We start from the raw sequence: 22,597 nt of genomic DNA, 5'->3' as shown, positions 1-22,597 counted from the left end.
AAGCATGAGTCTGGTCAAAAAGTTCGCCACGGTGGCATCCGGCACGCTGATGAGCCGCATATTCGGCTTCACCCGCGAGATGTTCATGGCGGCAGCGCTCGGCACCGGCCCGGTGGCCGATGCTTTCAACGCAGCATTCCGCTTTCCGAACACGTTCCGCAGGCTTTTCGCCGAAGGCGCATTCAACTCGGCCTTCGTGCCGCTTTTCGCCAAGGAAATCGAAAAGAACGGCATGGACGGCGCCCGCCGCTTCTCCGAGGAAGTGTTCGGCGTGCTGTTCACGGTGCTGCTGGCGCTGACCATCGTGATGGAACTTTCGATGCCGTTTATCGTGCGCACCGTCATTGCGCCGGGCTTCATGGACGATCCGGTGAAGTTCGACAACACGGTGCGGCTCGCCACCATCATGTTCCCCTATCTCGCCTGCATGTCGCTGGCGGCGATGATGGGCGGCATGCTCAACTCGCTGCACCGCTATTTCGCGGCAGCGATAGCGCCTGTCTTCCTCAACATCATCCTGATCGGCGTTCTGGCCTTTGCCTGGTGGCGCGGTCATGATCCATTGACTGTCGGCTACGGCCTGTCCTGGGGCGTCATGGCGGCAGGTCTGGTGCAGCTCGCCATCGTCTGGCTCGCGGTGCGCAATGCGGGCATCAAGATCGGCTTTCGCCGTCCGCGCCTGACTGCAAACGTCAAGCGGCTGCTGGTGCTGGCGCTGCCCGCCGCAATCACCGGGGGCATCACGCAGATCAACCTGCTCATCAACACCAACATCGCTTCCGGCATGGAAGGCGCTGTTTCCTCACTGGTCTATGCCGACCGCATCTATCAGCTGCCGCTGGGCGTCGTGGGCATTGCAGTTGCCACCGTGCTTCTGCCGGAACTGTCGCGCGCCTTGCGCGGCGGCCACATGAAGGAAGCCTCGAACCTGCAAAACCGCTCGGTCGAGTTCACGCTGTTCCTCACGCTACCAGCCGCCGCCGCACTGCTCGTCATGTCGGAGCCCATCGTGCGGCTGTTGTTCGAGCGCGGCAAATTCAGCCCGGATTCCACAATCGTCGTCTCCAACATTCTGGCGATCTACGGTCTTGGTCTGCCCGCCTTCGTGCTGATCAAGGCGTTTATTCCGGGCTTCTTCGCCCGCGAGGATACGCGTACGCCGATGATCTTCGCGGCCATTTCCGTTGCGGTGAATGTTTCGCTTGCCATCACGCTGTTCCCGCGTCTCGGCCCGACCGGCATCGCCACAGCAGAAATCGTGGCTGGCTGGGTCAATGCCGTTCTGCTGTTTGCAACGCTCGTGAAACGCGGCCATTGGGGACAGGATATTCCGCTTCTCACCCGCATTCCGCGCCTGTTGATCGCGGCGGGCGTCATGGCGTTTGGCATTCATTATGCCATCGGCCATTTCGCCTATGAGCTTTCTTCCGCTGCGCCCTTTGTCGTTCGAGCCGGAACAGTCTGCGCCATGGTGATTGCCGCGATGATTGTCTATTTCGGCCTCGCCTTCGGTCTCGGCGGTGCAAATACCGGCATGATCCGCCGCAATGTCAAACGCGGCGCGGTCAAGAAAGAGCCCGAGAGTGACGCATAATTGTCCTTGAAACGCCTCTGCGTCTCTGCGAAAACACGCCACATCATCAAAGCCCCCTGCTCTCCACCGGCAGGGGTTCATTTTTAGGATAGAACCATGAGCACGTTCAAACCGCTTGTCTTCTCCGGCGTCCAACCGACCGGAAATCTCCACCTCGGCAATTATCTGGGGGCGATCAAGCGGTGGGTCGAGGTCCAGAAGACCCAAGAATGCATTTATTGCGTCGTGGACATGCACGCGCTGACCGTGTCGCCCGACCCGGCTGAACTGCTGCAATCCACCCGCGAAGTGACGGCGGCGTTTCTGGCTTCCGGCATTGATCCGCAGAAGAGCATCGTCTTTAACCAGAGCCGTGTCATGCAGCATGCGGAACTGGCCTGGGTGTTCAACTGCATTGCGCGCATCGGCTGGATGAGCCGTATGACGCAGTTCAAGGACAAGGCCGGCAAGGACCGCGAAAATGCTTCGCTGGGCCTCTTTGCCTATCCGAGCCTGATGGCTGCCGACATTCTGCTCTATCGCGCCACCGCCGTGCCCGTTGGCGAAGACCAGAAGCAGCATCTGGAGCTGACGCGCGATATCGCGCAAAAATTCAACAATGACTATTCCGACCGTATTGCATCGCTTGGCATCGGCGTGGATATGCAGGTGGGCGACGAGAAGGTTTCGGGCTTCTTCCCGCTGACCGAACCGATGATTTCGGGTCCGGCTATGCGCATCATGTCGCTGCGCGACGGCACCAAGAAAATGTCGAAATCCGATCCGTCGGACCTGTCGCGCATCAATCTGATCGACGACGAAGAAACGATCACCAAGAAGATCCGCAAGGCCAAGACCGATTCCGATGGCCTGCCATCGGAACTGGATGGTCTGTCCGGTCGTCCGGAAGCGGACAATCTGGTCGGAATCTATGCGGCTCTCGCCTCGCAGTCGAAGGAAGATATCCTTGGCGAATTTGGCGGGCGCCAGTTCTCGGAATTCAAGGCGGCACTGGCCGAACTGGCCGTGACGAAGCTTTCGCCGATCACCCATGAAATGCGCCGTCTGGTGGCCGATCCGGCCCATATCGACAGCGTTTTGCGGGACGGCGGCGAGCGCGCAGGTGTGATCGCCGAGAAGACCATGCGCGATGTGCGCGACATTATCGGCTGGTTGCAGAACTGATTTTCAACAGCGTCACCAAGGGCGACTGGTTTTTTGCGGTCGCCCTTGTTTTTGTGAAATTGCCTGCTGTTCAGGGCCATAGCAAAGAATGCTGGCTTGCAGGCGGCCAATCCTGATGGCAAATTGCGGCCATGGTATCCAAACGACTAAGCCGGGAATCCGGTCACCGACGCAAATTTCTCGCCGTCATCGATGAAACGCCCGAATGCGGGCGCGCTGTCGCCTATGCCGCACGCCGTGCCAAAAACACGAGCGGCTCGCTCATTCTGCTTTTCGTTATTGATGACTCCGATTTCCAGCAAATTTTGGGCGTCGGCGAAATCATGCGTGCCGAAGCGCAGGATCGAGCGCGATCCGCGCTGGAAAAATTCGCCGCCGTCGTACGTGAAGATCAGGGCATCGAACCCGAACTTAGCATCCGTGAAGGCCAGACAGCGGAAGAGCTGCTCAGCCTGATCGAGGAAGACCAGGACATTGCCATTCTGGTTCTCGCTGCCGGTTCCGGCAAGGAAGGCCCCGGCCCTCTCGTGCAATCGCTGGCTGGCCGCGCCCAGTTTCCCATCCCCGTCACCGTTGTTCCCGCAGGGTTGACCGATGACGACATTGATGCGGTGACCTGACGCAACAGTTGCATTCTTCGTGATGCCGGGCTGCAAAGAGCAATTTTGAGTTTTGCGTTCGCATAATCTGATCCGAAAAGTCTGCAACTTTTCGGGATTATGCGAGGCTTCCGGTGCTCACGTACCTTTAAATACGTTCCGCTCCGGTACTCGAAAATCACTCTTTTCGCCACGGCCTGACGAATTTGCAACTGTTGTGCAATCACCCTATATTGATAGCAACTGAAACGCGCCTGAGAGCGACAGCCCTTGTTTCTGCGCGGTTTCGCTATTATTAGAACAGTTCCAAAATTGAAAGCGGAGAACTGGCATGTTCATCCAGACTGAAACCACGCCCAATCCGGCGACCCTGAAGTTTCTGCCCGGGAAGGTGGTCATGCCGGAAGGCACCGCCGATTTCCGCGATGCTTCATCCGCCGGCAACACGTCGCCGCTGGCAGCCAAGCTGTTCGCCGTTCCGGGCGTTACCGGCGTTTTCTTCGGCTATGACTTCATTACCGTCACCAAGGACGATGGCGAATGGCAGCACCTGAAGCCTGCAATCCTCGGCACGATCATGGAGCATTTCATGTCGGGCGCCTCGGCCATGGCTGACAACTCCAATGCAGACGCCGCAGCCGCTCATGGAGATGAAGAATTCTTCGATGAGGCCGATACCGAAATCGTCGAAACCATCAAGGAACTGATCGAAACCCGCGTTCGCCCTGCCGTTGCGCAGGATGGCGGCGACATCACTTTCCGTGGCTTCGAAAACGGCACCGTGTTTCTCAACATGAAGGGCGCCTGCTCGGGCTGCCCGTCGTCGACCGCGACGCTGAAGCACGGTATCCAGAACCTGCTTCGTCACTTCGTGCCGGAAGTGCAGCAGGTCGAACAGATCTGATCGGTCTCACAAACTGAAATCTGAAAAACGCCGGATCGCCAGACCGGCGTTTTTTTATGAAAGCGCCGCGCTCAACGCCGTCCTGGCGCATATCGTATATTAAGTATAAGCGATATCATCGTACTTATCGTGTACCAAACTATGGCGATTGCAGCGCCCCGTAAAAAGTATAGATTCACTCATGTTTCAAGAAAGAGGACATGATGTTTCATATACCGATCGGCAGTTCAGACTTGGAAGAACTAAAGGAGGCATATGGATACTTTATGCACTCCGTTTCAGATGTCATTCTGCAATATGCAGATATATTTCCCGCACTGCTCTGAAAACAGACTTTAAACTATTTGAAAATAAGTTCGGCGATACACGATCACCACTTTAATGTCGTGTATCGCCGATATAGCATTATTTACTGCTTCACGATAACCTTTGCGCCCTGTTCGGCACGATCATAGAGATCGATGATATCCTGATTCATCAGACGGATGCAGCCCGACGACATGGCTTTGCCGATGGTCCACCATTCCGGCGTCCCGTGCAGGCGATAGCCGGTATCACCACCCTTGTTGAACAGATAGAGCGCACGCGCGCCGAGCGGATTCTTGAGGCCCGGGTCCATGCCATTGCGGAACTTCGCCAGTTCCGGCTGACGCTTGATCATTGCCGATGGCGGCGTCCAGGTCGGCCATTCGCGCTTCATGGCAACGCGGGCCGTGCCCGACCAGCCAAACCCTTCACGCCCGACGCCGATGCCATAGCGCATCGCCTTGCCATCCGGCATGATGTAATAGAGGAACTTCGCTTGCGTATCGACGATGATGGTGCCGGGGGCTTCATCGGTCTGATACTTCACGATCTGGCGACGATATTGCGCCGGTATCTTTTCGCTCGGAATGGCGGGAAGCACATAGCCAGCATCGGTGACCGACGAGTAAGAGGCTGTGTAGAACGTTCCGCCGACAGTAGAGCAGCCAGCAAGTCCGCCTGCAAGAAAAAGTGCCGTCGTCAGTTTAAGGACGCGAGAATTCATGCATTCCCCCAAGATAGAATCAATGTGCCGTCAAAAGGAGCGAATCGCCCATTCATGCTTGAAGATGCGGCAGTATTGTTAACTGTACGTTAACCGTAAATTGAAAAATTCTTTATTAGGCCATTTTTCTGCCTTTTTTCGCCTTGTTTGACGGCCCAATACTCAAAAATCGCCACAAAGAATCGCGCGTTTTCAGTTGTTTCGCTTTGAAACCGCACGCAAAATGCCGCCATGCCCATCGTGATTCCCAACCAGACCCATCCGCTGTCCGACGGACGGCAATCAGACAACGCCATGCTTGTGCGCCGTGGTGTGCAGCGCCTGTTTCTGGATATGGGGCTTGCGACCTTGCCGGAGCTGCCGCTTGCATCCGGCCGCCGCGCCGATCTGATTGCGGTCAGCCGCAAGGGCGAAATCTGGATTGTCGAGATCAAGTCGTCGATTGAGGACTGGAAGGCGGATCGCAAATGGCCGGACTATCGCGCCTATTGCGACCGGCTGTTTTTCGCCACCCATCCGGCGGTGCCGCGTGAGATATTCCCGGAGGAATGCGGCTTCATTCTCTCTGACGGTTATGGCGCGGAAATCCTGCGCGATGCGCCTGAACACAAGCTGGCAGGTGCTACCCGCAAGGCGCTGATGCTGCGCTTTGCCCGGGCGGGCGCGGCGCGCCTCACCTATGCCGAGCTTTCCGGACTGGAAATGCCGGGCGGCGATTTTTAAACAAAAAGCGAGGAAACCGATGTGGTTTCCCCGCTTTTCAATGTTTTAGCAGCGGCGCTTACTGGCGCGAACGGCTGCGGCTGATCGCGATGATGGCGACCAGAGAAATCAGCACCGTCACCAGCAGATAGACCGCGACCGCATGCCAGCTGCCTTCATATTTGGCGAGCAGCCAGGTGGCGATCAGCGGCGCAGTACCGCCAGCCAGCGCGGCACCCAGCTGGTAGCCGAGCGTGATGCCGGTATAGCGCACCTTGGTCGCAAAGATTTCCGACGACAGCGTGCCCAGAACAGCGGTGATCGGCGACCAGAGAACGCCGAAGCTGATAACCGTTGCCAGCGTCAGGCCCCAGACGGTCTTGGTGTCGAGCAGCATGAAGTAGGGAACGATGAACAGGCCGAGCAGGATGCAGCCGACGACATAGACCGTCTTGCGGCCAACATAATCGGACACGAGACCCATGGTCGGGATCAGGATTGAAGCGACCAGCGCGCCGATCATCACGGCGTTCAGCGCCGCGCTCTTTTCGAAGCCAAGTGTGCTCACCGCATAGCTCACCACGAAGGTAGAGAAGATGTAGAACGGTGCTGTTTCCACGACCTTCAGGCCAGCGGCGATCAGCACTTCGCGCCAATGGTTCTGAAGGGTTTCAATGAGCGGCATCTTGGCGACATTGCCGCTTTCCTTCGCCTGCTTGAATTCCGGCGTCTCGTCGAGACCGTTACGGATCCAAAGGCCGAGGAAAACCAGACCCGCGCTCAGCACGAAGGGAACGCGCCAGCCCCAGGCCATGAAGGATTCATCCGGCAGGGTGACCATCAGGCTGACCGAAAGCGTCGCCAGCAACATGCCGATGGTTACGCCGACCTGCGGAACGCTACCGAAGAAGCCTTTGCGATTGGCAGGTGCATATTCATAGGCCAGCAGCAGAGCACCGCCCCATTCGCCGCCAATGCCGAGCCCCTGCACCATGCGCAGCAGGATCAGCAAAATGGGTGCCCAGACGCCAATATGCTCATAGGTCGGCAGCAGACCGATGAGAACGGTTGCACCGCCCATCAGCGACAGCGTGATGACCAGCGTCTTCTTGCGGCCTATACGGTCGCCGATATGCGCGAAAATCACGCCGCCCAGCGGACGGATGAAGAAGGTCAGCGAAAACGACAGATAAGACAGCATCAACCCGACGACAGGGTCGAAGTTGGGGAAGAACAGCTTGTTGAAAACAAGCGCGGCGGCTGTGCCGTAGAGAAAGTAGTCGAACCATTCGATGGAGCTGCCAGTCAAGCTGGCGATAAGCGCTCGCCGGCGGGCGGTGGCGCTCGAAGGTGCATCAGTATGAGCAGTCATGTGTTGCCTTGAATGTTAGATAGCGCATTCGAGCACAAGAGAACCGGGCTGCGATGGAACAAGGCGCAGCATTCTCCTCCGAATGCCCCTAGAGCGGCACCAGGACCGCTCTAACTATTTGTTTTTGGAGCACATCTTATCCGAAAACCGTTTCACACTTTTCGGGATGTGCCTTAGTTGCCTTATTATTATAGATTTTTATATTCAACTTTAGAACAATCCACTAGGAATGATACACAATATAGGGAAATTACCTTTGAAATCCCCTCTAATAAAAAAATCCAGCAAAACACGGAGGTTTTACTGGATTTTTCACTGAATTAAGAAATTACTAATTTTCGGCGGGCGAACGCCAAAATGCAGAATCAAGGCCTCAGCGCGGCGCGCGCTTGGCGAGAATGCGCTGCAAGGTACGGCGATGCATGTTGAGACGGCGCGCGGTTTCCGAAACATTGCGCTCGCACATCTCGTAAACGCGCTGGATATGCTCCCAGCGGACGCGATCGGCAGACATCGGGTTTTCCGGCGGAGCGACTTTTTCGCCCGGACGGCGGGTCAGGGCTGCAAAGACTTCATCCGCATCGGCAGGCTTCGACAGATAGTCGATGGCTCCGAGCTTAACCGCATTCACGGCGGTGGCGATATTGCCATAACCGGTGAGGACGATGGCACGCGTATCGGAACGACGCAGGCGAATGGCCTCGATGACGTCGAGACCGTTGCCGTCTCCCAGCCGCATATCGACCACGGCATAGGCGGGCGCTGCGGCCTTGGCGGCGGCGATGCCTTCTTCAACCGATTCCGCTGTGGTCACCTGAAAGCCCCGGCTTTCCATGGCGCGGGCCAGGCGTTGCAAGAAAGGTTTGTCGTCATCAACCAGAAGGAGGGTGGGGTCGTTGCCTATGGCTTCGCTGTCTTCCTGCTTCAAGTCGTCCATCGGGTGCTTCCTGCCTGTATTTTTGATCCCTTATTGATACCCCTGCGTCAAAAAGTCAAATAGCCATTGAATCGTTGAAGCAATTTCTACGGCCATGAATTTTACGCCAGACTATAAATCATTGTATTTGATTAATAATTCTAAAAGACAACACAAGAAGTTGAGCAAAAACAATTTTGCGAGGCGGTTTTGCGTCAGACGTGGGTGAAGGTTGAACGCGGCCAAACCACTTTGACTTCTGCCCCCTGCCCCGGATTGCTTCGATTACGGAACGCAATCTGTGCGCCGGAACGCTCCAGCAAGGTTTTTGCGATAAACAGGCCAAGGCCAAGCCCGCCGCCATTGCGGGTGCTGTCGCGGCTGGTCATATAGGGCTCACCGATGCGGTCGAGGATTTCCGGCTTGAAACCTTCGCCATCGTCCTGAATGGTCACGCTGACCTGATTGTCGGTCCAGCCCCAGGTGACACTGACATTGCCGCGCGCGAAATCGACAGCATTTTCTACCAGATTGCCGAGGCCATAAAGCAGGCCGGGATTGCGCCGCGTGACCGGCTCGGGCTTCGGCCCTTCCACCTTCTCCACGTCGATGGTGACACCGAAATTGCGATGCGGTGCAATCACTTCCTCGATCAGCGAGGACAATGGCAGGCGCGACATATGCTCCTCGTTTTCCGAGGACAAGCTGGTCAGCCGTTGCAGAATTTCACGGCAGCGCTGCGTCTGCGAATGCAAAAGCGCAATGTCTTCGCCAAGCCCCGTATCAACCGGATTTTTGGCATAGGAACGCTGCATTTCCTTCACCACCAGCGCGATGGTGGCGAGCGGCGTTCCCAGCTCGTGAGCGGCAGCAGCGGCGAGACCATCCAGAGCGGTGAGGTGATGTTCGCGCTGGAGAATGAGTTCCGCAGCGCTCAAAGCATCGCCCAGCTGGCGCGCTTCTTCCGCGATGCGATAGGCATAGACACCGGTAAAGCCCAGTGCCGAGGTGATCGCGCACCAGATGCCGATCACGAACAGGAAGGGCAGGTTCAGTTCCTGCCCCGGATACCAGGGCAGCGGCTCGTGCCGCACCGAAAGCACCGATGTGCAGGCCACGACCAGTAAAGCCAGCGCGAGCGTGTGCCGGGCTGAAAGCGAGGTGGCCGAAATGATGACCGGCACGATCATCAGGATGACGAAGGGGTTTTGCAACCCGCCGGTGAGATAAAGCAGGCCCGCCAGTTGCAGAATATCGAAGGCCAGCACAAGGCTCGCCGCTTCCGGGTTCAGCCGGTGATTGGTCGGAAAACGAAAGGCCAGATAGAGATTGAGCCAGGCCGAGCAGGCAATCAGCGCAAAACAGATACCGACTGCAAAGGGGAATTGCAGGTAAAGCGCCACCAGCATGACGGCTGCCGTCTGTCCGGCGATGGCCAGCCAGCGCACACGAACCAGCGTGGTCAAACGCGGGCGGCGCGAAAGATTGGAAGCGCGGTTCTCGAACTCTGCGTGCATTTTCTGCTGTCCCTCTATCCCGCCCCTTATGGGGCAAGCGAAGACAGGAATGCAAGCGGAACTGCGTTATCCGGTCGCAGGCGGTTAATGCTTCGTGTTAGGTTCCGCGCGGCTTTGCCCGGCGGGTCGCTTCCGTATTGGCCGGGTCTTCCGGCCAGACATGTTTTGGATAGCGCCCACGCATGTCGGACCGGACATCGGCCCATGATCCTTTCCAGAAGCCCGGCAGATCGCGGGTGATCTGGATCGGGCGATGGGCGGGCGACAGAAGTTCCAGCAGCAAAGGCACCTTGCCATTGGCGATAGATGGATGCACACCAAGTCCGAACAGTTCCTGCACGCGGACGGCCAGCACCGGCTCTTCGGCATCGTAGCGGATTGGAATATGCGAGCCGGTAGGCACGGTGAAATGCGTTGGCGCGAGTTGATCCACACTGCGCTGAAGATCGAAGGGCACAAGGCTCATCAAGCCGTTTTTCAGCACGTGACCCGGAATGCGGTCGAGTTGCGCTTCACCGGTGAGGAAGGGCAGCAGCCAGTCTTCCAGCGTCTCCAGCAGATGCTCGTCGTCCATGGATCGCCATGGATCGCCAAGCCCGCGATAAAGCCAGCCAAGACGGCGACGCAGAATTTCAGCTTCCTTGCCCCAGGGCAGAATGCCAAGCCCATGTTCGCGCAGGGCGGCGATCACGCCCTCATCGGCAGCGCTGCCCGATGGCGCGGCCAGTGGCTTTTCCGAAAGGGCGATGGCGCCGATGCGCACGGCTTCACGCGCCCTGAGCGCGTTCTTTTCGGGGTCATAGACGACCTGTCGCCCGCTCTCGATCCGCTCGCCGAGAGCTGACCGGATTTCCGCTTCCGACACTTCGGCAGCCGAAAGAACACGCGCACGGCCCGCCTTGCCGGACATATCCGCCACGACCAGCCAGGGTGCACGACTGAGGCTGATCGCGCTATCCACCTCGCCGCCGCGACCGTTGGCCAACAGGAATTGTCCGGTCTGGCCGCGCGCTCTGGCGATGCGGTCAGGATAGGCGTCTATCAGCATGCGCCCGATGCCTGATCCAGCGGGCGCGCCCTGATTGGGCACATTCGCGGCAAGGCGCTTTGCCAGACCCTTGGCCCTTTGAGCACGGTCCGAACGATCATTGCGAAAGCGCGAAAAGCGCGTATCGAGATCGGTTTCGTTACCGCCAAGACCACGCTCGGTTAAGAGCACCGCCAGTTCGGCAGCCTTTAAAACTTCGCCGCGCTTGCCCGCCTCGGCCACCATATGGGCAAGACGCGCAGGCAGGGCGAGCTGGCGCATGGCTTCTCCGTCGGGGGTCAAACGCCCGGCCTCGTCGAGCGCGCCAAGCCTGCGCAACAGAGCACGGGCTTCATTCAGTGCCGGTTTCGGCGGCGCATCGAGAAAGGCAAGTGTTGCCGGATCGGTCACGCCCCAAGCGGCGCTGTCGAGCACAAGGCCGGATAGATCGGCCTCCAGAATTTCGGGCGGAGAAAAGGCGGGCAACGATGCCGTCTGCCCCTGATGCCAGAGGCGAATGGCCATGCCCGGCTCCGTTCGCCCGGCGCGGCCCGCCCGCTGATCGGCGCTTGCGCGCGAGGTCCGCACCGTTTCCAGCCGTGTCAGGCCGGTGGCTGGTTCATATTTCGGCAGGCGAGCAAGCCCGCTGTCGATCACCACGCGCACGCCGTCGATCGTGATGGAGGTTTCAGCAATCGAGGTCGCCAGAACCACCTTGCGCCTGCCTTCCGGTGCCGGCTTGATTGCCGCGTCCTGATCGCGGCCTTCCATCGCGCCATAAAGCGGCGCGAGTATCACATGGGCCGGCACGCGATCTTCCAGAAGGCGCACCGTGCGCTCGATTTCGCCCTGCCCCGGCAGGAAAGCCAGAATGCTACCGGTCTCATCGGCCAGCGCGTCGCGAATGCTCCGCGCCAGCGCGTCTTCCACCCGCTCGTCGGCTTTTCGTTCGCGATAACGAATATCGACAGGGAAGGCCCGGCCCTCGCTTTCAATCACTGGCGCATCGCCGAGGAGTGCGGCCACACGCGCACCGTCGAGCGTTGCCGACATGACCAGAATTTTCAGATCGTCGCGCAAGGCCGCCTGCACATCGAGCGCCAGCGCCAGCCCGAAATCCGCATCGAGGCTGCGCTCGTGAAACTCGTCGAACAGCACTGCCGCCACACCCTTGAGGTCCGGATCATCAAGGATCATCCGCGCAAAGACGCCCTCAGTGACGACAAGGATTTTCGTCCTGCCCGAGACCTTGCTCTCCAGACGCATCCGGTAGCCGACCGTTTCGCCCGGCTCCTCGCCCAAAAGCTCGGCCATGCGACGGGCAGCCGCGCGGGCAGCAAGTCGCCTCGGCTCCAGAAGCACGATCATGCCATCGCCGCGCCACTGCGCATCCAGCATATGGATCGGCACCAGCGTCGTCTTGCCCGCACCCGGCGGCGCGACCAGAACCGCGCTTGCATGGGTGTCCATGGCCGTATCCAGTTGCGGCAGAATGCGGGTAACGGGAAGATCAGGCAAGCGCGTCAAAAGAATATCCGTCGATCAGGGGGCAGCAGCATTTGTGCTTATCACACAAGTGCTGGCCATTATCCATATTCGAAACCCGACCGAACAGGCCCCCGCATCCTACAAGACTTCACAAAAGTATTTCTTTATATTTTATTCGTATAATTATGCATAGTATTGATAAAATTAAGAAAACTGGGGAATTAATCGGGATGAATATTAGCAAAAGAGAATTTTTAAAAGGACTTATTCTTTCCAGTCTCGCAGGCGGTCTGGCGACATCGGGTTTTCCCGGCCTCTTCGATGCAGGTGCGAAGGACACGGATGCAGCCATTCCTCTTATCCCGACCCCGCACAGGATCAGGAATTTGAGCGGAAAATTCCGCGTCGAGAGCGGCGCCAGGATCACCTATGACGATCCCGCCATTGAAAACAGTATTCGCGTTTTCAAAGAAGCAATACGACCCTTCTCGGAAATAAAACTCGTAAACGCACCCCGTTCCAGCGCGAATTCACCGAAGGGCGCCATTCATCTGGAAATCGGTCCGACACCGGAAATCAAAGAGGCTCCCCGGTCGACGGGCCTCTCGCCCGCCGAGCAGGACGATCTGGACGAGCGCTATTTTCTGCACGCAGACGAAACCGGGGTGGTCATCAGGGCGAACAGTTCGCAAGGGCTAGCCATGGGCCTGACCACGCTGTTGCAGCTTTTCGCCACCGCGCCGCAACAGGATGCCAGCGGCATCGAAATTCCTGCTGTCCGCATCGTGGACGGTCCGCATTACAAATGGCGCAGTTTCCATCTCGATGTTGCCCGGCATTATTTCACCACGGACGAGATCAAGACGGTCATCGATCTGATTGCGTTCTACAAGTTCAACGCGCTCGATCTTCATCTCACCGATGATGAGACCTGGCGCATTGAAGCCGCTAGACCGGATGGCAAACAGCCGGATGACGAGCCCATCTATAGCCGCGCCGATCTCAACGAAATCGTCGCCTATGCGCAGGCACGTCACATCACCGTCATCCCATCTTCGGACGCGCCCGGCCATGCCGCGGCACTGATCAGGCTGCACCCGGAACTGGCGATGGGCAGCAACGTACAGCGTTTCGAACTGACGCCGGGGGTGGTGCAGCATCGCGCCTGGCTCAACCCCGATCTGCCCGATAGCTTCAAAGTCTATGACGAGATCATAGCCTATCTGTTGGAAGTGTTCCCCGGGCGCTGGCTCGATATCGGCGGTGATGAAGCCTTCGGGATGCCGGAACAGCTTTATACGAAATTCGTCCGGCATCAGCATAAGGTGGCGGTGCTGGCCGGGAAAAAGCCGATCGCCTGTCAGGAAACCATGCGTGCCGGACTTGACCGCGATATCGTCGTTCAGCACTGGATTTCCACCGACCCCAAATATGCCAATATGGAACTCGGCGCGCAGATGGGATCGCAACAGGCACTCCAGTTGCAGAAAATGGTCGTCAAGAATGTCCAGAACAGTTTGAACGACCTCAACCGCGCGATGGAGCGCGAGCTTCCGATCCTGCTCACGCCTTTTGCCCATAGCTATCTCGACGTGCCCTATAAGGAAGCGTCCATTCTGCCCGCGCAGAACGCGCTCAAGGCACGCCTTGGACTGCGCACCTATCGGCCCCAGACCGTCGAGGAATATTATAACTGGAATCCGGGCAAATCCCTGCCCGGCGGGGGCAAGAACGCGCATATTGCGGGCGTGGGTGCGGCAATCTGGTGCGAAACGATCAAGAGTTTCGATGATTTGAGTTTTCTGATCCTGCCGCGCCTACCCGGCATGGCGCAAAAGGGATGGAGCACCGTTTCCAACAGTCCATGGCAGAGGCACAGCGCGGCTCTTCCGGCCCACGGAACGGTCTGGGAGAAAAGCAAAATCGGCTTCTTCAAGTCCGAACTGATAAGGTGGTAGAAGAGCGTGCTTTCACACCTATTCTGTCAGGAACACACATGCCCCATATCCGCCTATCGAGCGCGACCGACGCGCCTGCTCTCACTGAAATCTGGCGGGCCAGCGTGCGCGCCACGCATGACTTTCTTAGTCCCGAGGATTTCCGGGAAATAGAAACCCTCGTATCCGAGCATTATCTGCCTAATGCTGAAGTCTGGGTCATCGAAGACGACGGAAGGCCTGTCGGCTTCATGGGGCTGACCGACAATCAGATCGACAGCCTGTTCATCGCGGCAGACCAGCGCGGCAAGGGCATTGGCAAGCGGCTCATCGCCCACGCGCAATCCCTCAATGGCGGCACGCTGACCGTCGATGTGAACGAGCAGAACGTTCAGGCCGTCGGCTTCTACCGGCATATGGGCTTCATCGAAACCGGACGTTCCGAAACCGACGATCAGGGACGCCCCTACCCGCTGATCCATATGCGCCAGCAAAAACCTGCCTGATACCGGCCTGAAAGGTTTGCGCGTATCTGGCCGCACGCGCAAATCCTTTCCTGAAAAAGACGCTTCAGGAGCAATTGACATACTCCCCCATAGTATATAGATTTTCGCAAAATCGAGAGGATTCATGCCGCATTCACCGGACGATAAAAAGCGTGCGCTAACCCGCCTTCGCCGCATTCGCGGACAGGCGGAAGCGTTGGAACGCGCCGTGGAAGCGGGCACGGAATGCGCGGCGCTGTTGCAACAGATCGCAGCCTTGCGCGGCGCGGCCAACGGGCTGATGGCGGAAGTTCTGGAAAGTCACTTCCGCGAGACATTCGGGCAAGCGCGTGAGACCATTGTGCGGGATGTCGCGACAGACCCGGACGCCGAGATCGATCAAATCATGCAGATTTTGCGCACCTATCTGAAATAGGGCGCCAAACCGGACTAACTATTTGTTTTTGAGCCCATCCTGTCGGAAGATAGTTTCAAAATTCTCGGGATGCGCTCCAGATCCAGAAGGAACATCGTCATGAAATCACGTGCAGCCGTTGCCTGGGAGGCAAAAAAGCCGCTCACCATCGAAACCGTCGAAATCGGCGGACCGCGGGCCGGTGAAGTGCTGGTCGAAATCATGGCGACCGGCGTGTGCCACACCGACGCCTATACGCTGTCGGGCCTCGATTCCGAAGGCAAGTTCCCGGCCATTCTCGGCCATGAGGGCGCGGGCATCGTGCGCGAAGTTGGCGCAGGCGTGACCTCCGTCAAGCCGGGCGACCATGTCATCCCGCTTTACACGCCGGAATGCCGCCAGTGCAAAACCTGCCTGTCGCAGCGCTCCAACCTCTGCACCTCGATCCGCGCCACGCAAGGTCAGGGCCTGATGCCGGACAAGACCACGCGCTTTTCCTGCGATGGCGGCGAAGTGTTCCATTATATGGGCTGCTCGACTTTCTCGAACTTCACTGTTCTGCCGGAAATCGCCGTCGCCAAGGTGCGTGAAGACGCGCCCTTCGACAAGATTTGCTATATCGGCTGCGGCGTCACCACCGGCATCGGCGCGGTGATCTATACGGCAAAGGTTCGTCCGGGTTCGAATGTGGTGGTATTCGGCCTCGGCGGCATCGGCCTCAATGTCATTCAGGGCGCGCGCATGGTCGGCGCGGACAAGATCATCGGCGTTGATATCAACCCGGCCAAGGTCGAAATGGCGAAGAAGTTCGGCATGACCGACTTCGTCAACCCGCGTGAAATCGGCAATGACAAGGTGGTTCAGGCGATTCAAGACCTGACCGATGGCGGCGCGGACTATTCCTTCGACGCCACCGGCAACACCGATGTCATGCGTCAGGCGCTGGAATGCTGCCATCGCGGCTGGGGTGAATCCATCATTATCGGCGTTGCGGAAGCTGGCAAGGAAATCGCCACGCGTCCATTCCAGCTGGTCACGGGCCGCGTCTGGAAAGGCACCGCCTTCGGCGGCGCGCGCGGCCGCACCGACGTGCCGAAGATCGTCGACTGGTACATGGACGGCAAGATCAACATCGACGATCTGATCACCCACACCATGCCGCTCGATGAAATCAACACGGCCTTCGACCTGATGCATGAAGGCAAGTCGATCCGTTCGGTGATTGTCTACTGATGAGCGAAAAAACGCTGATATCCCGCTGGGATGAGCTGGACGATTTTACGCCGCGCGCGCTTTATGCGCTGCTGAAATTGCGCGTGGATATTTTCGTGGTGGAGCAGAAATGCCCCTATCCCGAAATCGATGGCAAGGACATTGGCGCGTTCCACCTGCGCATTCTTGACGGCGAAGAACTCGCAGCCGCCTTGCGGGTTCTGCCGCCGGAAAGTGATGGCAAACCTGCCAAGATCGGGCGTGTGGTCGTGGCCCCGGATTACCGGGGCTACCAACTTGGCCGAAGGCTGATGCAGGAAGCGATTGCCTTCACGCAACAGCATTTTCCCGGCATCGCCATTGAGCTCGGTGGCCAGAGCCATTTGCAGAAATTCTATGGCTCGTTCGGTTTTGAAGTCATTTCGGATGAATATCTGGAAGACGGCATCCCGCATGTGGACATGCGGCTGGAACGCCGGGAAAAGAGCAACTGATGTTTCTGCTGCGCCGCCATATGTCCTTTTATCTTGCGGCCATCGGCGGCGCAGCGGCCTTTATCATCGCCTGGCTATTCGACAGTCCGCTGGCGCCGGTGATCGGGGCGGACACATTCTTCGTGCTTTATCTGGTGCTGGCGCTTGTGGCCATTCCGAAGCTCACCGCCGCTTTTCTCAAAAAGCACGCCGCCGCCGCCGATGAACCGGCCTGGATCATCTTTCTGGTGACTTTCGCAACCGTTATCGTCGCAGTGGCCTCGCTGTTCATCCTGCTCAACCGGCAGCCGAAGGCGGATGCATTGGCGCTGGTGACCACGCTTGCATCGGTGCCGCTCGGCTGGGCGACCATCCACATGATGACGGCCATTCACTACGCCCATGCCTTCTGGCAACCGCAGGAACCAGCCGGTGACGACAACGGCCACGCCAGCCGCCATCGCGGCGGGTTCGACTTTCCCGGCACGCAGGAACCATCGGGCTGGGATTTCGCCTATTTCGCCTATGTCATCGGCATGACCGCGCAGACTTCCGATACGGGCGTCACCACCACCGCCATGCGGCGGCTGACACTGATGCACAGCGTGGTATCCTATTTCTTCAACACCATTCTCGTCGCGGCAGCGGTCAATGCCGCCGTCGCGCTCGGCAGCTGAATAGCCCGGCCCGCGCGCAAAATCAGGAACTGGAATTCACATGACAACGACCCTCGAAACAATTTCGACAGCCAAGTGCTTTGGCGGGACGCAAGGCGTCTACCGGCACAAAAGCGCGACCTGCCAGTGCGATATGACCTTTGCCGTCTTCCTGCCGCCGCAGGCCAAGGATGGTCCGGTGCCGGTGCTCTGGTATCTATCCGGCCTGACCTGTACGCATCAAAACGTGATGGACAAGGGCGAATATCGGCAATTGGCCGCAGAACTGGGAATTGCCGTTATTTGCCCGGATACGAGCCCGCGCGGTGATGATGTTCCGGACGAACCGGAGAACTGGCAGTTCGGCAAGGGCGCAGGCTTTTATGTCGATGCGACGCAGGCGCCTTTCGCCAGGAACTACCAGATGTACAGCTATATCACGCAGGAACTGACCGATCTGGTTGCGGCTGAGTTTCCGCTGGATATGGCGCGGCAAGCCATCACCGGCCATTCCATGGGCGGTCATGGCGCGCTGACGATTGCGCTGAAAAACCCGGACCGCTTCAAGTCGGCCTCGGCTTTCGCGCCGATCGTGCAGCCATCGACCGCCGGATGGTCGAAACCGGCGCTGGAAAAATATCTCGGACCGGAAGAACGTGCATGGCGTCCCTATGATGCGTCGTTGCTGATCGAGGATGGCTACAAATTCCCGGCATTTCTGGTCGATCAGGGCACCGCAGACGGTTTCCTGAACGACGGCTTGCGTCCGTGGCTGCTGGAAGAAGCCTGCAAGAAAGCTGGCATTCCGCTCGCGCTCAACATGCGCGAGGGCTATGATCATTCCTATTTCTTCATTTCGACATTCATGGATGACCATCTGCGCTGGCATGCAGAACGGCTGTAAGACACAGAAAAGCCCGGCTTGGCCGGGCTTTTTGCTATCGCCTCACCACCTTCATGGGCAGACCGCCCTGCGGCTGCGTGGTGAGCTTTTGCACCGGCCACGGTCTGGTGGTTTCCAGCACGTCGAAGCGGTGACCGTCGAGCAAAGTCGCCAGCGCAATCACCGCTTCCTGCAAGGCAAAGCTCGCCCCGATGCAGACGCGCGGTCCCGCGCCGAAGGGCAGATACTGGAAACGGTCGAGCCGGTCGCGGTTTTCCGGCCAGAAGCGCTGCGGCATGAAAGCATCCGGCTGATCCCAGTAGAGGCGGTGACGGTGGATCACCCACGGCATGACAAGCACCGTTGCGCCTTTCGGTATTGCCAGATCGCCATAGCGATCATTCTCCGCCGCCTCGCGATTGATCGATGGCGCAGGCGGGTAAAGACGCATCGCTTCCTCGAAAGCCGCGCGCGTAAAAGGCAGACTTGCCAGCCATTCATGCGGCGGGAGATCGCGCCCGCCCTTTTCGAAAAAGGCGTCGATTTCCGCCTCAACACGCGCACGCTCTTCGGGGGCCTTGGCCAGCAGATAGAGCGTCCAGCCAAGCGCCCGGGCCGTGGTTTCGTGACCGGCGCCAATGAAGGTGATGATGTTGTCTTCGATCTCGGAACGGCTCAGGCCTTCCGGACCTTCGGCGCGCAGAAGCAGCGTCAGGAAATCGCTCGGCACCGCCTCGCCCTTGTCCATGCGCGCCTTGCGCAGGGCAATCGTGTCGGAGACGAGCGCGCGGAAAAAGCCCAGCGACTGCTGGCCGCGCAAGCGCGTGAAGCGTGGCAGCCAGTCGGGCAGTCCCAGCAGATCGAACGGATCGACGCGCCCCATGGTTTCAAACAGCTTGTCGATCTGGCGCGCAAAATCATTAGGATCGCCTGCGATTTCACCGGAAAACAGCGTTTCGGCCAGAATATCATAGGTCAAAAGCGTCATGTCATGGGCAACATCGGTGACGGTGCCGTTGGTCCTGTAGCGCTCGACAAACAGGCGGGAACGGTCGCGCATGGTTTGCGCAAAGCCCGCAATATGGCGCGGCGTGAAGACAGGCGCCATGGCCTTGCGCGAACGCTTCCACACCTGCCCCTCAGCCGTCAGAAGGCCATCGCGCAGCAGCGGGCGCAGCACGCGCTGCCGAATGGCGGACATGGGATAATTGGCGGCGTTGTCCACCAGCACGTGGCGGATCAGCCCCGGATCGTTGGCGATGATGGTTTTGATGCCGAGCCAGCTGACCTCGACCCAGCGCTCATTGTAGGAAGGCTCGCCCCACAATTCGAGCGGGTTCTTGTAAACCACGCGCATCATCTCGAAACGGCCGACCGGCTTTTCGCGCGGACGCGGCGCGGGCGGCACGAAGGGTTCTAGCACTTCCGGCATAGTCATCGCAGTTTCATCCAAGCGTTCCAGATATCGTTGTTTTATGACATATAAGGGGTAATTGTGGCGCTTCCAGAAGCCCAATCGAGGCTGCATCTGCCATATGGGGTCGATATCCGCCCAAACTACCGGAATCCCCGGCAAATTTGCGCGTGAAATTTGGAAAATAAGCCGTTAGCGCCTATATTAAAGCCATGTTTGTCGTGTGATTCGACACGTTCTTTAAGGCTGCATTTGCAGCAGGCTATCAGGCTGCATTCGCAGCACGTTTTCGAAAGATTTTCATGAGCGATACGCCCGAGATGAATTCCGAAGCCTCCGCCGAATATGGCGCGGATTCCATTCGTGTTCTGAAAGGTCTGGATGCCGTTCGCAAGCGTCCGGGCATGTATATCGGTGACACGGATGACGGCTCCGGCCTGCATCACATGGTTTATGAAGTCGTGGACAACGCCATCGACGAAGCGCTGGCGGGCCATGCCACACTCGTCACCGTGACGCTCAATGCCGATGGCTCCTGCACTGTGACCGATAACGGTCGCGGCATCCCGACCGACATCCATAAGGAAGAAGGCGTTTCGGCTGCTGAAGTCATCATGACCCAGCTCCATGCGGGCGGCAAGTTCGACCAGAATTCCTACAAGGTTTCCGGCGGTCTGCACGGCGTGGGCGTTTCGGTCGTCAACGCGCTTTCGGTCTGGCTGAAGCTGAAGATCCGCCGCTATGGCAAGGTTCACGAAATGAGCTTTACCCACGGCGTCGCCGATGCGCCGCTGGTGGTGACGGGCGATGTGGCCGACGGCGAAACCGGCACCTCCGTGACCTTCCTGCCCTCGACGGAAACCTTCAGCATGGTCGAATTCGACTATGACACGCTGGAGCGCCGCCTGCGCGAGCTTGCCTTCCTCAATTCCGGTGTGCGCATCAAGCTGACGGACAACCGTCATGCGGACGCCAAGGAACACGAACTGCATTACGACGGCGGTTTGATCGAATTCGTGAAATATATCGATCAGAACAAGAAGCCGCTGATCGACGAGCCGGTCTATATCCGCAGCGAAAAGGACGGCATGACGGTTGAAGTCGCCATGTGGTGGAACGATTCCTACCACGAAAAGGTGCTGTGCTTCACCAACAACATCCCGCAGCGCGATGGCGGCACCCATCTGGCCGGTTTCCGTGGCGCGTTGACCCGTCAGGTCACGGGCTATGCGGATGCTTCCGGCATGACCAAGAAGGAAAAGGTGCAGCTCACCGGCGACGATTGCCGCGAAGGTCTGACAGCCGTGCTTTCCGTCAAGGTGCCGGACCCGAAGTTTTCTTCGCAGACCAAGGACAAGCTGGTTTCGTCGGAAGTGCGCCCGGTGGTCGAAAGCCTCGTCAACGAAGCGCTGTCGATCTGGCTGGAAGAGCATCCGGCGCAAGGCAAGGCCGTGGTCGAGAAGGTCATTCAGGCCGCCGCTGCCCGCGAAGCAGCGCGCAAGGCCCGCGACATTACCCGCAAGAGCACGCTCAGCGTGACCTCGCTGCCTGGCAAGCTCGCCGATTGTCAGGAACGCGATCCGGCCAAGTCGGAACTCTTCATCGTCGAAGGTGACTCGGCAGGCGGTTCCGCGAAGAGCGGGCGTTCACGCCAGAACCAGGCGATCCTGCCGCTGCGCGGCAAGATCCTGAATGTGGAACGCGTCCGCTTCGACCGCATGCTGTCCTCCGATCAGGTCGGCACGCTGATCACGGCGCTCGGCACCTCGATCGGCAAGGATGAGACGCACGGCTTCAATGCCGACAAATTGCGTTATCACAAGATCATCATCATGACCGATGCTGATGTCGACGGTGCGCATATTCGCACGCTGTTGCTCACCTTCTTCTTCCGTCAGATGCCAGAGCTGATCGAGCGCGGCCATATCTATATTGCGCAGCCGCCGCTCTATAAGGTGTCGCGCGGCAAGTCCTCGCAATATATCAAGAACGAGGCCGCCTTCGAAGACTTCCTCATCGAGACCGGCCTAGAAGAAGCAGCCCTTGAAATGGCAAGCGGCGAAGTGCGCGCCGGGCCAGATCTGCGCGCTGTCGTGGACGATGCCCGCACATTGCGCCAGCTTCTGCATGGCCTGCACACCCGCTATGACCGCCGCGTTGTCGAACAGGCGGCGATTGCCGGCCTGCTCAACCCCGACGCTTCGAAGGACAATGCCACGGCGCAACGCTCTGCCGATACGGTTGCGACGCGCCTCGACATGATTTCGGAAGAAACCGAGCGCGGCTGGACCGGCCATGTCATGGACGATGGTGGCTATCGCTTCGAGCGCATGGTGCGCGGCGTCAAGGATGTCGCCATTCTCGACATGGCGCTGCTCGGCTCTGCCGATGCCCGCCAGATCGACCGGGTGGCAGGCCGCATGAGCGAAACCTTCGCCGAGCCGCCCATGCTGCGCCGCAAGGACAAGTCGGACGTGCTGTCCGGCCCAATGGCGCTGCTGGATGCGGTTTTCGCGACGGGTCGCAAGGGCCTCACCCTACAGCGTTACAAAGGCTTGGGCGAAATGAACGCCGAACAGCTGTGGGAAACCACGCTTGACCCGAATGTGCGCTCGCTTCTGCAGGTCAAGGTGACCGATGCGACCGATGCGGATTCGCTCTTCTCGCGCCTGATGGGCGACGAAGTGGAACCACGCCGCGAGTTCATTCAGGAAAACGCGCTGAGCGTCGCCAATCTGGACGTCTGATCCAGCTCGGCCCCTGACAACAATAAAGGCCTCTGCTCGCAGAGGCCTTTTGTTTATCTGGC

General features: G+C 58.7%; 19 protein-coding genes. 13 read left to right on the top strand and 6 right to left on the bottom strand.

Annotation, left to right across the window (positions count from 1 at the left end; all coding sequences use genetic code 11):
• Window positions 1-4 precede the first annotated feature (4 nt).
• From murJ to HWD97_RS05480, 4 genes are all read left to right on the top strand, one after another.
• A complete protein-coding gene (gene murJ, locus HWD97_RS05495; protein WP_121537110.1) occupies window positions 5-1,594 on the top strand; it encodes a murein biosynthesis integral membrane protein MurJ in 1,590 nt (529 codons plus the stop codon).
• Between the two features lie 96 nt (window positions 1,595-1,690).
• Window positions 1,691-2,758 carry a tryptophan--tRNA ligase gene (gene trpS / locus HWD97_RS05490; RefSeq protein WP_109368172.1) on the top strand — a complete coding sequence of 356 codons (1,068 nt, stop codon included), beginning with the start codon at window positions 1,691-1,693 and terminating at the stop codon, window positions 2,756-2,758.
• A 131-nt stretch (window positions 2,759-2,889) separates the two neighbouring features.
• Entirely contained in the window at window positions 2,890-3,378 is a 489-nt protein-coding gene (locus tag HWD97_RS05485) for a universal stress protein (RefSeq protein WP_109368171.1), read from the top strand.
• Window positions 3,379-3,688: 310 nt separating this feature from the next.
• On the top strand, window positions 3,689-4,261 hold the full coding sequence (locus tag HWD97_RS05480; protein ID WP_121537108.1) for a NifU family protein: 573 nt from the start codon (window positions 3,689-3,691) through the stop codon (window positions 4,259-4,261).
• 409 nt (window positions 4,262-4,670) lie between these two features.
• Here HWD97_RS05480 and HWD97_RS05475 read toward each other — a convergent pair whose 3' ends face one another.
• Window positions 4,671-5,291, bottom strand: a complete 621-nt coding sequence (locus HWD97_RS05475) for a L,D-transpeptidase (protein ID WP_121537106.1) — start codon at window positions 5,289-5,291, stop codon at window positions 4,671-4,673.
• 231 nt (window positions 5,292-5,522) lie between these two features.
• On the opposite strand from HWD97_RS05475, the gene HWD97_RS05470 reads away from it, so the two are divergent.
• Entirely contained in the window at window positions 5,523-6,014 is a 492-nt protein-coding gene (locus tag HWD97_RS05470) for an MmcB family DNA repair protein (protein WP_109368168.1), read from the top strand.
• Between the two features lie 58 nt (window positions 6,015-6,072).
• Here HWD97_RS05470 and HWD97_RS05465 read toward each other — a convergent pair whose 3' ends face one another.
• The 4 genes from HWD97_RS05465 to hrpB all read right to left on the bottom strand — a co-directional run bounded on the left by HWD97_RS05465 (window position 6,073) and on the right by hrpB (window position 12,352).
• Window positions 6,073-7,365 carry an MFS transporter gene (locus tag HWD97_RS05465; protein ID WP_121537104.1) on the bottom strand — a complete coding sequence of 431 codons (1,293 nt, stop codon included), beginning with the start codon at window positions 7,363-7,365 and terminating at the stop codon, window positions 6,073-6,075.
• Between the two features lie 373 nt (window positions 7,366-7,738).
• Window positions 7,739-8,302, bottom strand: coding sequence for a global response regulator transcription factor RegA (gene regA, locus HWD97_RS05460; RefSeq protein WP_078339656.1), 564 nt, complete (start codon window positions 8,300-8,302; stop codon window positions 7,739-7,741).
• Between the two features lie 194 nt (window positions 8,303-8,496).
• Window positions 8,497-9,798 (bottom strand): ActS/PrrB/RegB family redox-sensitive histidine kinase, encoded by a 1,302-nt coding sequence (locus HWD97_RS05455; RefSeq protein ID WP_121537102.1) that lies wholly within the window; start codon window positions 9,796-9,798, stop codon window positions 8,497-8,499.
• Between the two features lie 97 nt (window positions 9,799-9,895).
• Window positions 9,896-12,352: an ATP-dependent helicase HrpB gene (hrpB, locus tag HWD97_RS05450; RefSeq protein ID WP_371834858.1), complete on the bottom strand. Its 2,457-nt coding sequence runs from the start codon at window positions 12,350-12,352 to the stop codon at window positions 9,896-9,898.
• 191 nt (window positions 12,353-12,543) lie between these two features.
• Here hrpB and HWD97_RS05445 point away from each other — a divergent pair, with 191 nt between their 5' ends.
• From HWD97_RS05445 to fghA, 7 genes are all read left to right on the top strand, one after another.
• Complete coding sequence (locus HWD97_RS05445; protein ID WP_167836048.1) at window positions 12,544-14,271, top strand: family 20 glycosylhydrolase; 1,728 nt, start codon at window positions 12,544-12,546, stop codon at window positions 14,269-14,271.
• 38 nt (window positions 14,272-14,309) lie between these two features.
• On the top strand, window positions 14,310-14,756 hold the full coding sequence (locus HWD97_RS05440; protein ID WP_121537096.1) for an acetyltransferase: 447 nt from the start codon (window positions 14,310-14,312) through the stop codon (window positions 14,754-14,756).
• 124 nt (window positions 14,757-14,880) lie between these two features.
• Window positions 14,881-15,171 carry a metal/formaldehyde-sensitive transcriptional repressor gene (locus HWD97_RS05435; protein WP_109368162.1) on the top strand — a complete coding sequence of 97 codons (291 nt, stop codon included), beginning with the start codon at window positions 14,881-14,883 and terminating at the stop codon, window positions 15,169-15,171.
• Window positions 15,172-15,270: 99 nt separating this feature from the next.
• Complete coding sequence (locus tag HWD97_RS05430) at window positions 15,271-16,383, top strand: S-(hydroxymethyl)glutathione dehydrogenase/class III alcohol dehydrogenase (RefSeq protein ID WP_121537094.1); 1,113 nt, start codon at window positions 15,271-15,273, stop codon at window positions 16,381-16,383.
• Complete coding sequence (locus tag HWD97_RS05425) at window positions 16,383-16,856, top strand: GNAT family N-acetyltransferase (RefSeq protein ID WP_109368160.1); 474 nt, start codon at window positions 16,383-16,385, stop codon at window positions 16,854-16,856. The genes HWD97_RS05430 and HWD97_RS05425 overlap by 1 nt, the downstream gene beginning before the upstream one ends.
• Window positions 16,856-17,512 (top strand): DUF1345 domain-containing protein, encoded by a 657-nt coding sequence (locus HWD97_RS05420; protein ID WP_121537092.1) that lies wholly within the window; start codon window positions 16,856-16,858, stop codon window positions 17,510-17,512. Before HWD97_RS05425 ends, HWD97_RS05420 begins: the two co-directional genes overlap by 1 nt.
• A 40-nt stretch (window positions 17,513-17,552) precedes the next feature.
• The gene (gene fghA / locus HWD97_RS05415) at window positions 17,553-18,395 is read left to right on the top strand and encodes an S-formylglutathione hydrolase (RefSeq protein ID WP_121537090.1); all 843 of its coding nucleotides are present in this window, start codon (window positions 17,553-17,555) and stop codon (window positions 18,393-18,395) included.
• Window positions 18,396-18,429: 34 nt separating this feature from the next.
• Here the strand turns inward: fghA and HWD97_RS05410 are convergent, their stop codons facing one another.
• Entirely contained in the window at window positions 18,430-19,806 is a 1,377-nt protein-coding gene (locus HWD97_RS05410) for a cytochrome P450 (RefSeq protein ID WP_121537442.1), read from the bottom strand.
• Window positions 19,807-20,090: 284 nt separating this feature from the next.
• Here HWD97_RS05410 and gyrB point away from each other — a divergent pair, with 284 nt between their 5' ends.
• Window positions 20,091-22,535 carry a DNA topoisomerase (ATP-hydrolyzing) subunit B gene (gene gyrB, locus HWD97_RS05405; RefSeq protein ID WP_121537088.1) on the top strand — a complete coding sequence of 815 codons (2,445 nt, stop codon included), beginning with the start codon at window positions 20,091-20,093 and terminating at the stop codon, window positions 22,533-22,535.
• Window positions 22,536-22,597 lie beyond the last annotated feature (62 nt).

The sequence above is a fragment of the Ochrobactrum sp. C6C9 genome, assembly GCF_022627935.1.
In the GTDB taxonomy this organism is placed as follows: Bacteria; Pseudomonadota; Alphaproteobacteria; order Rhizobiales; family Rhizobiaceae; genus Brucella; species Brucella teleogrylli.
The sequence above is the reverse complement of the archived record's forward strand: the minus strand, read 5'-3'. Positions and strand labels throughout refer to the sequence as shown.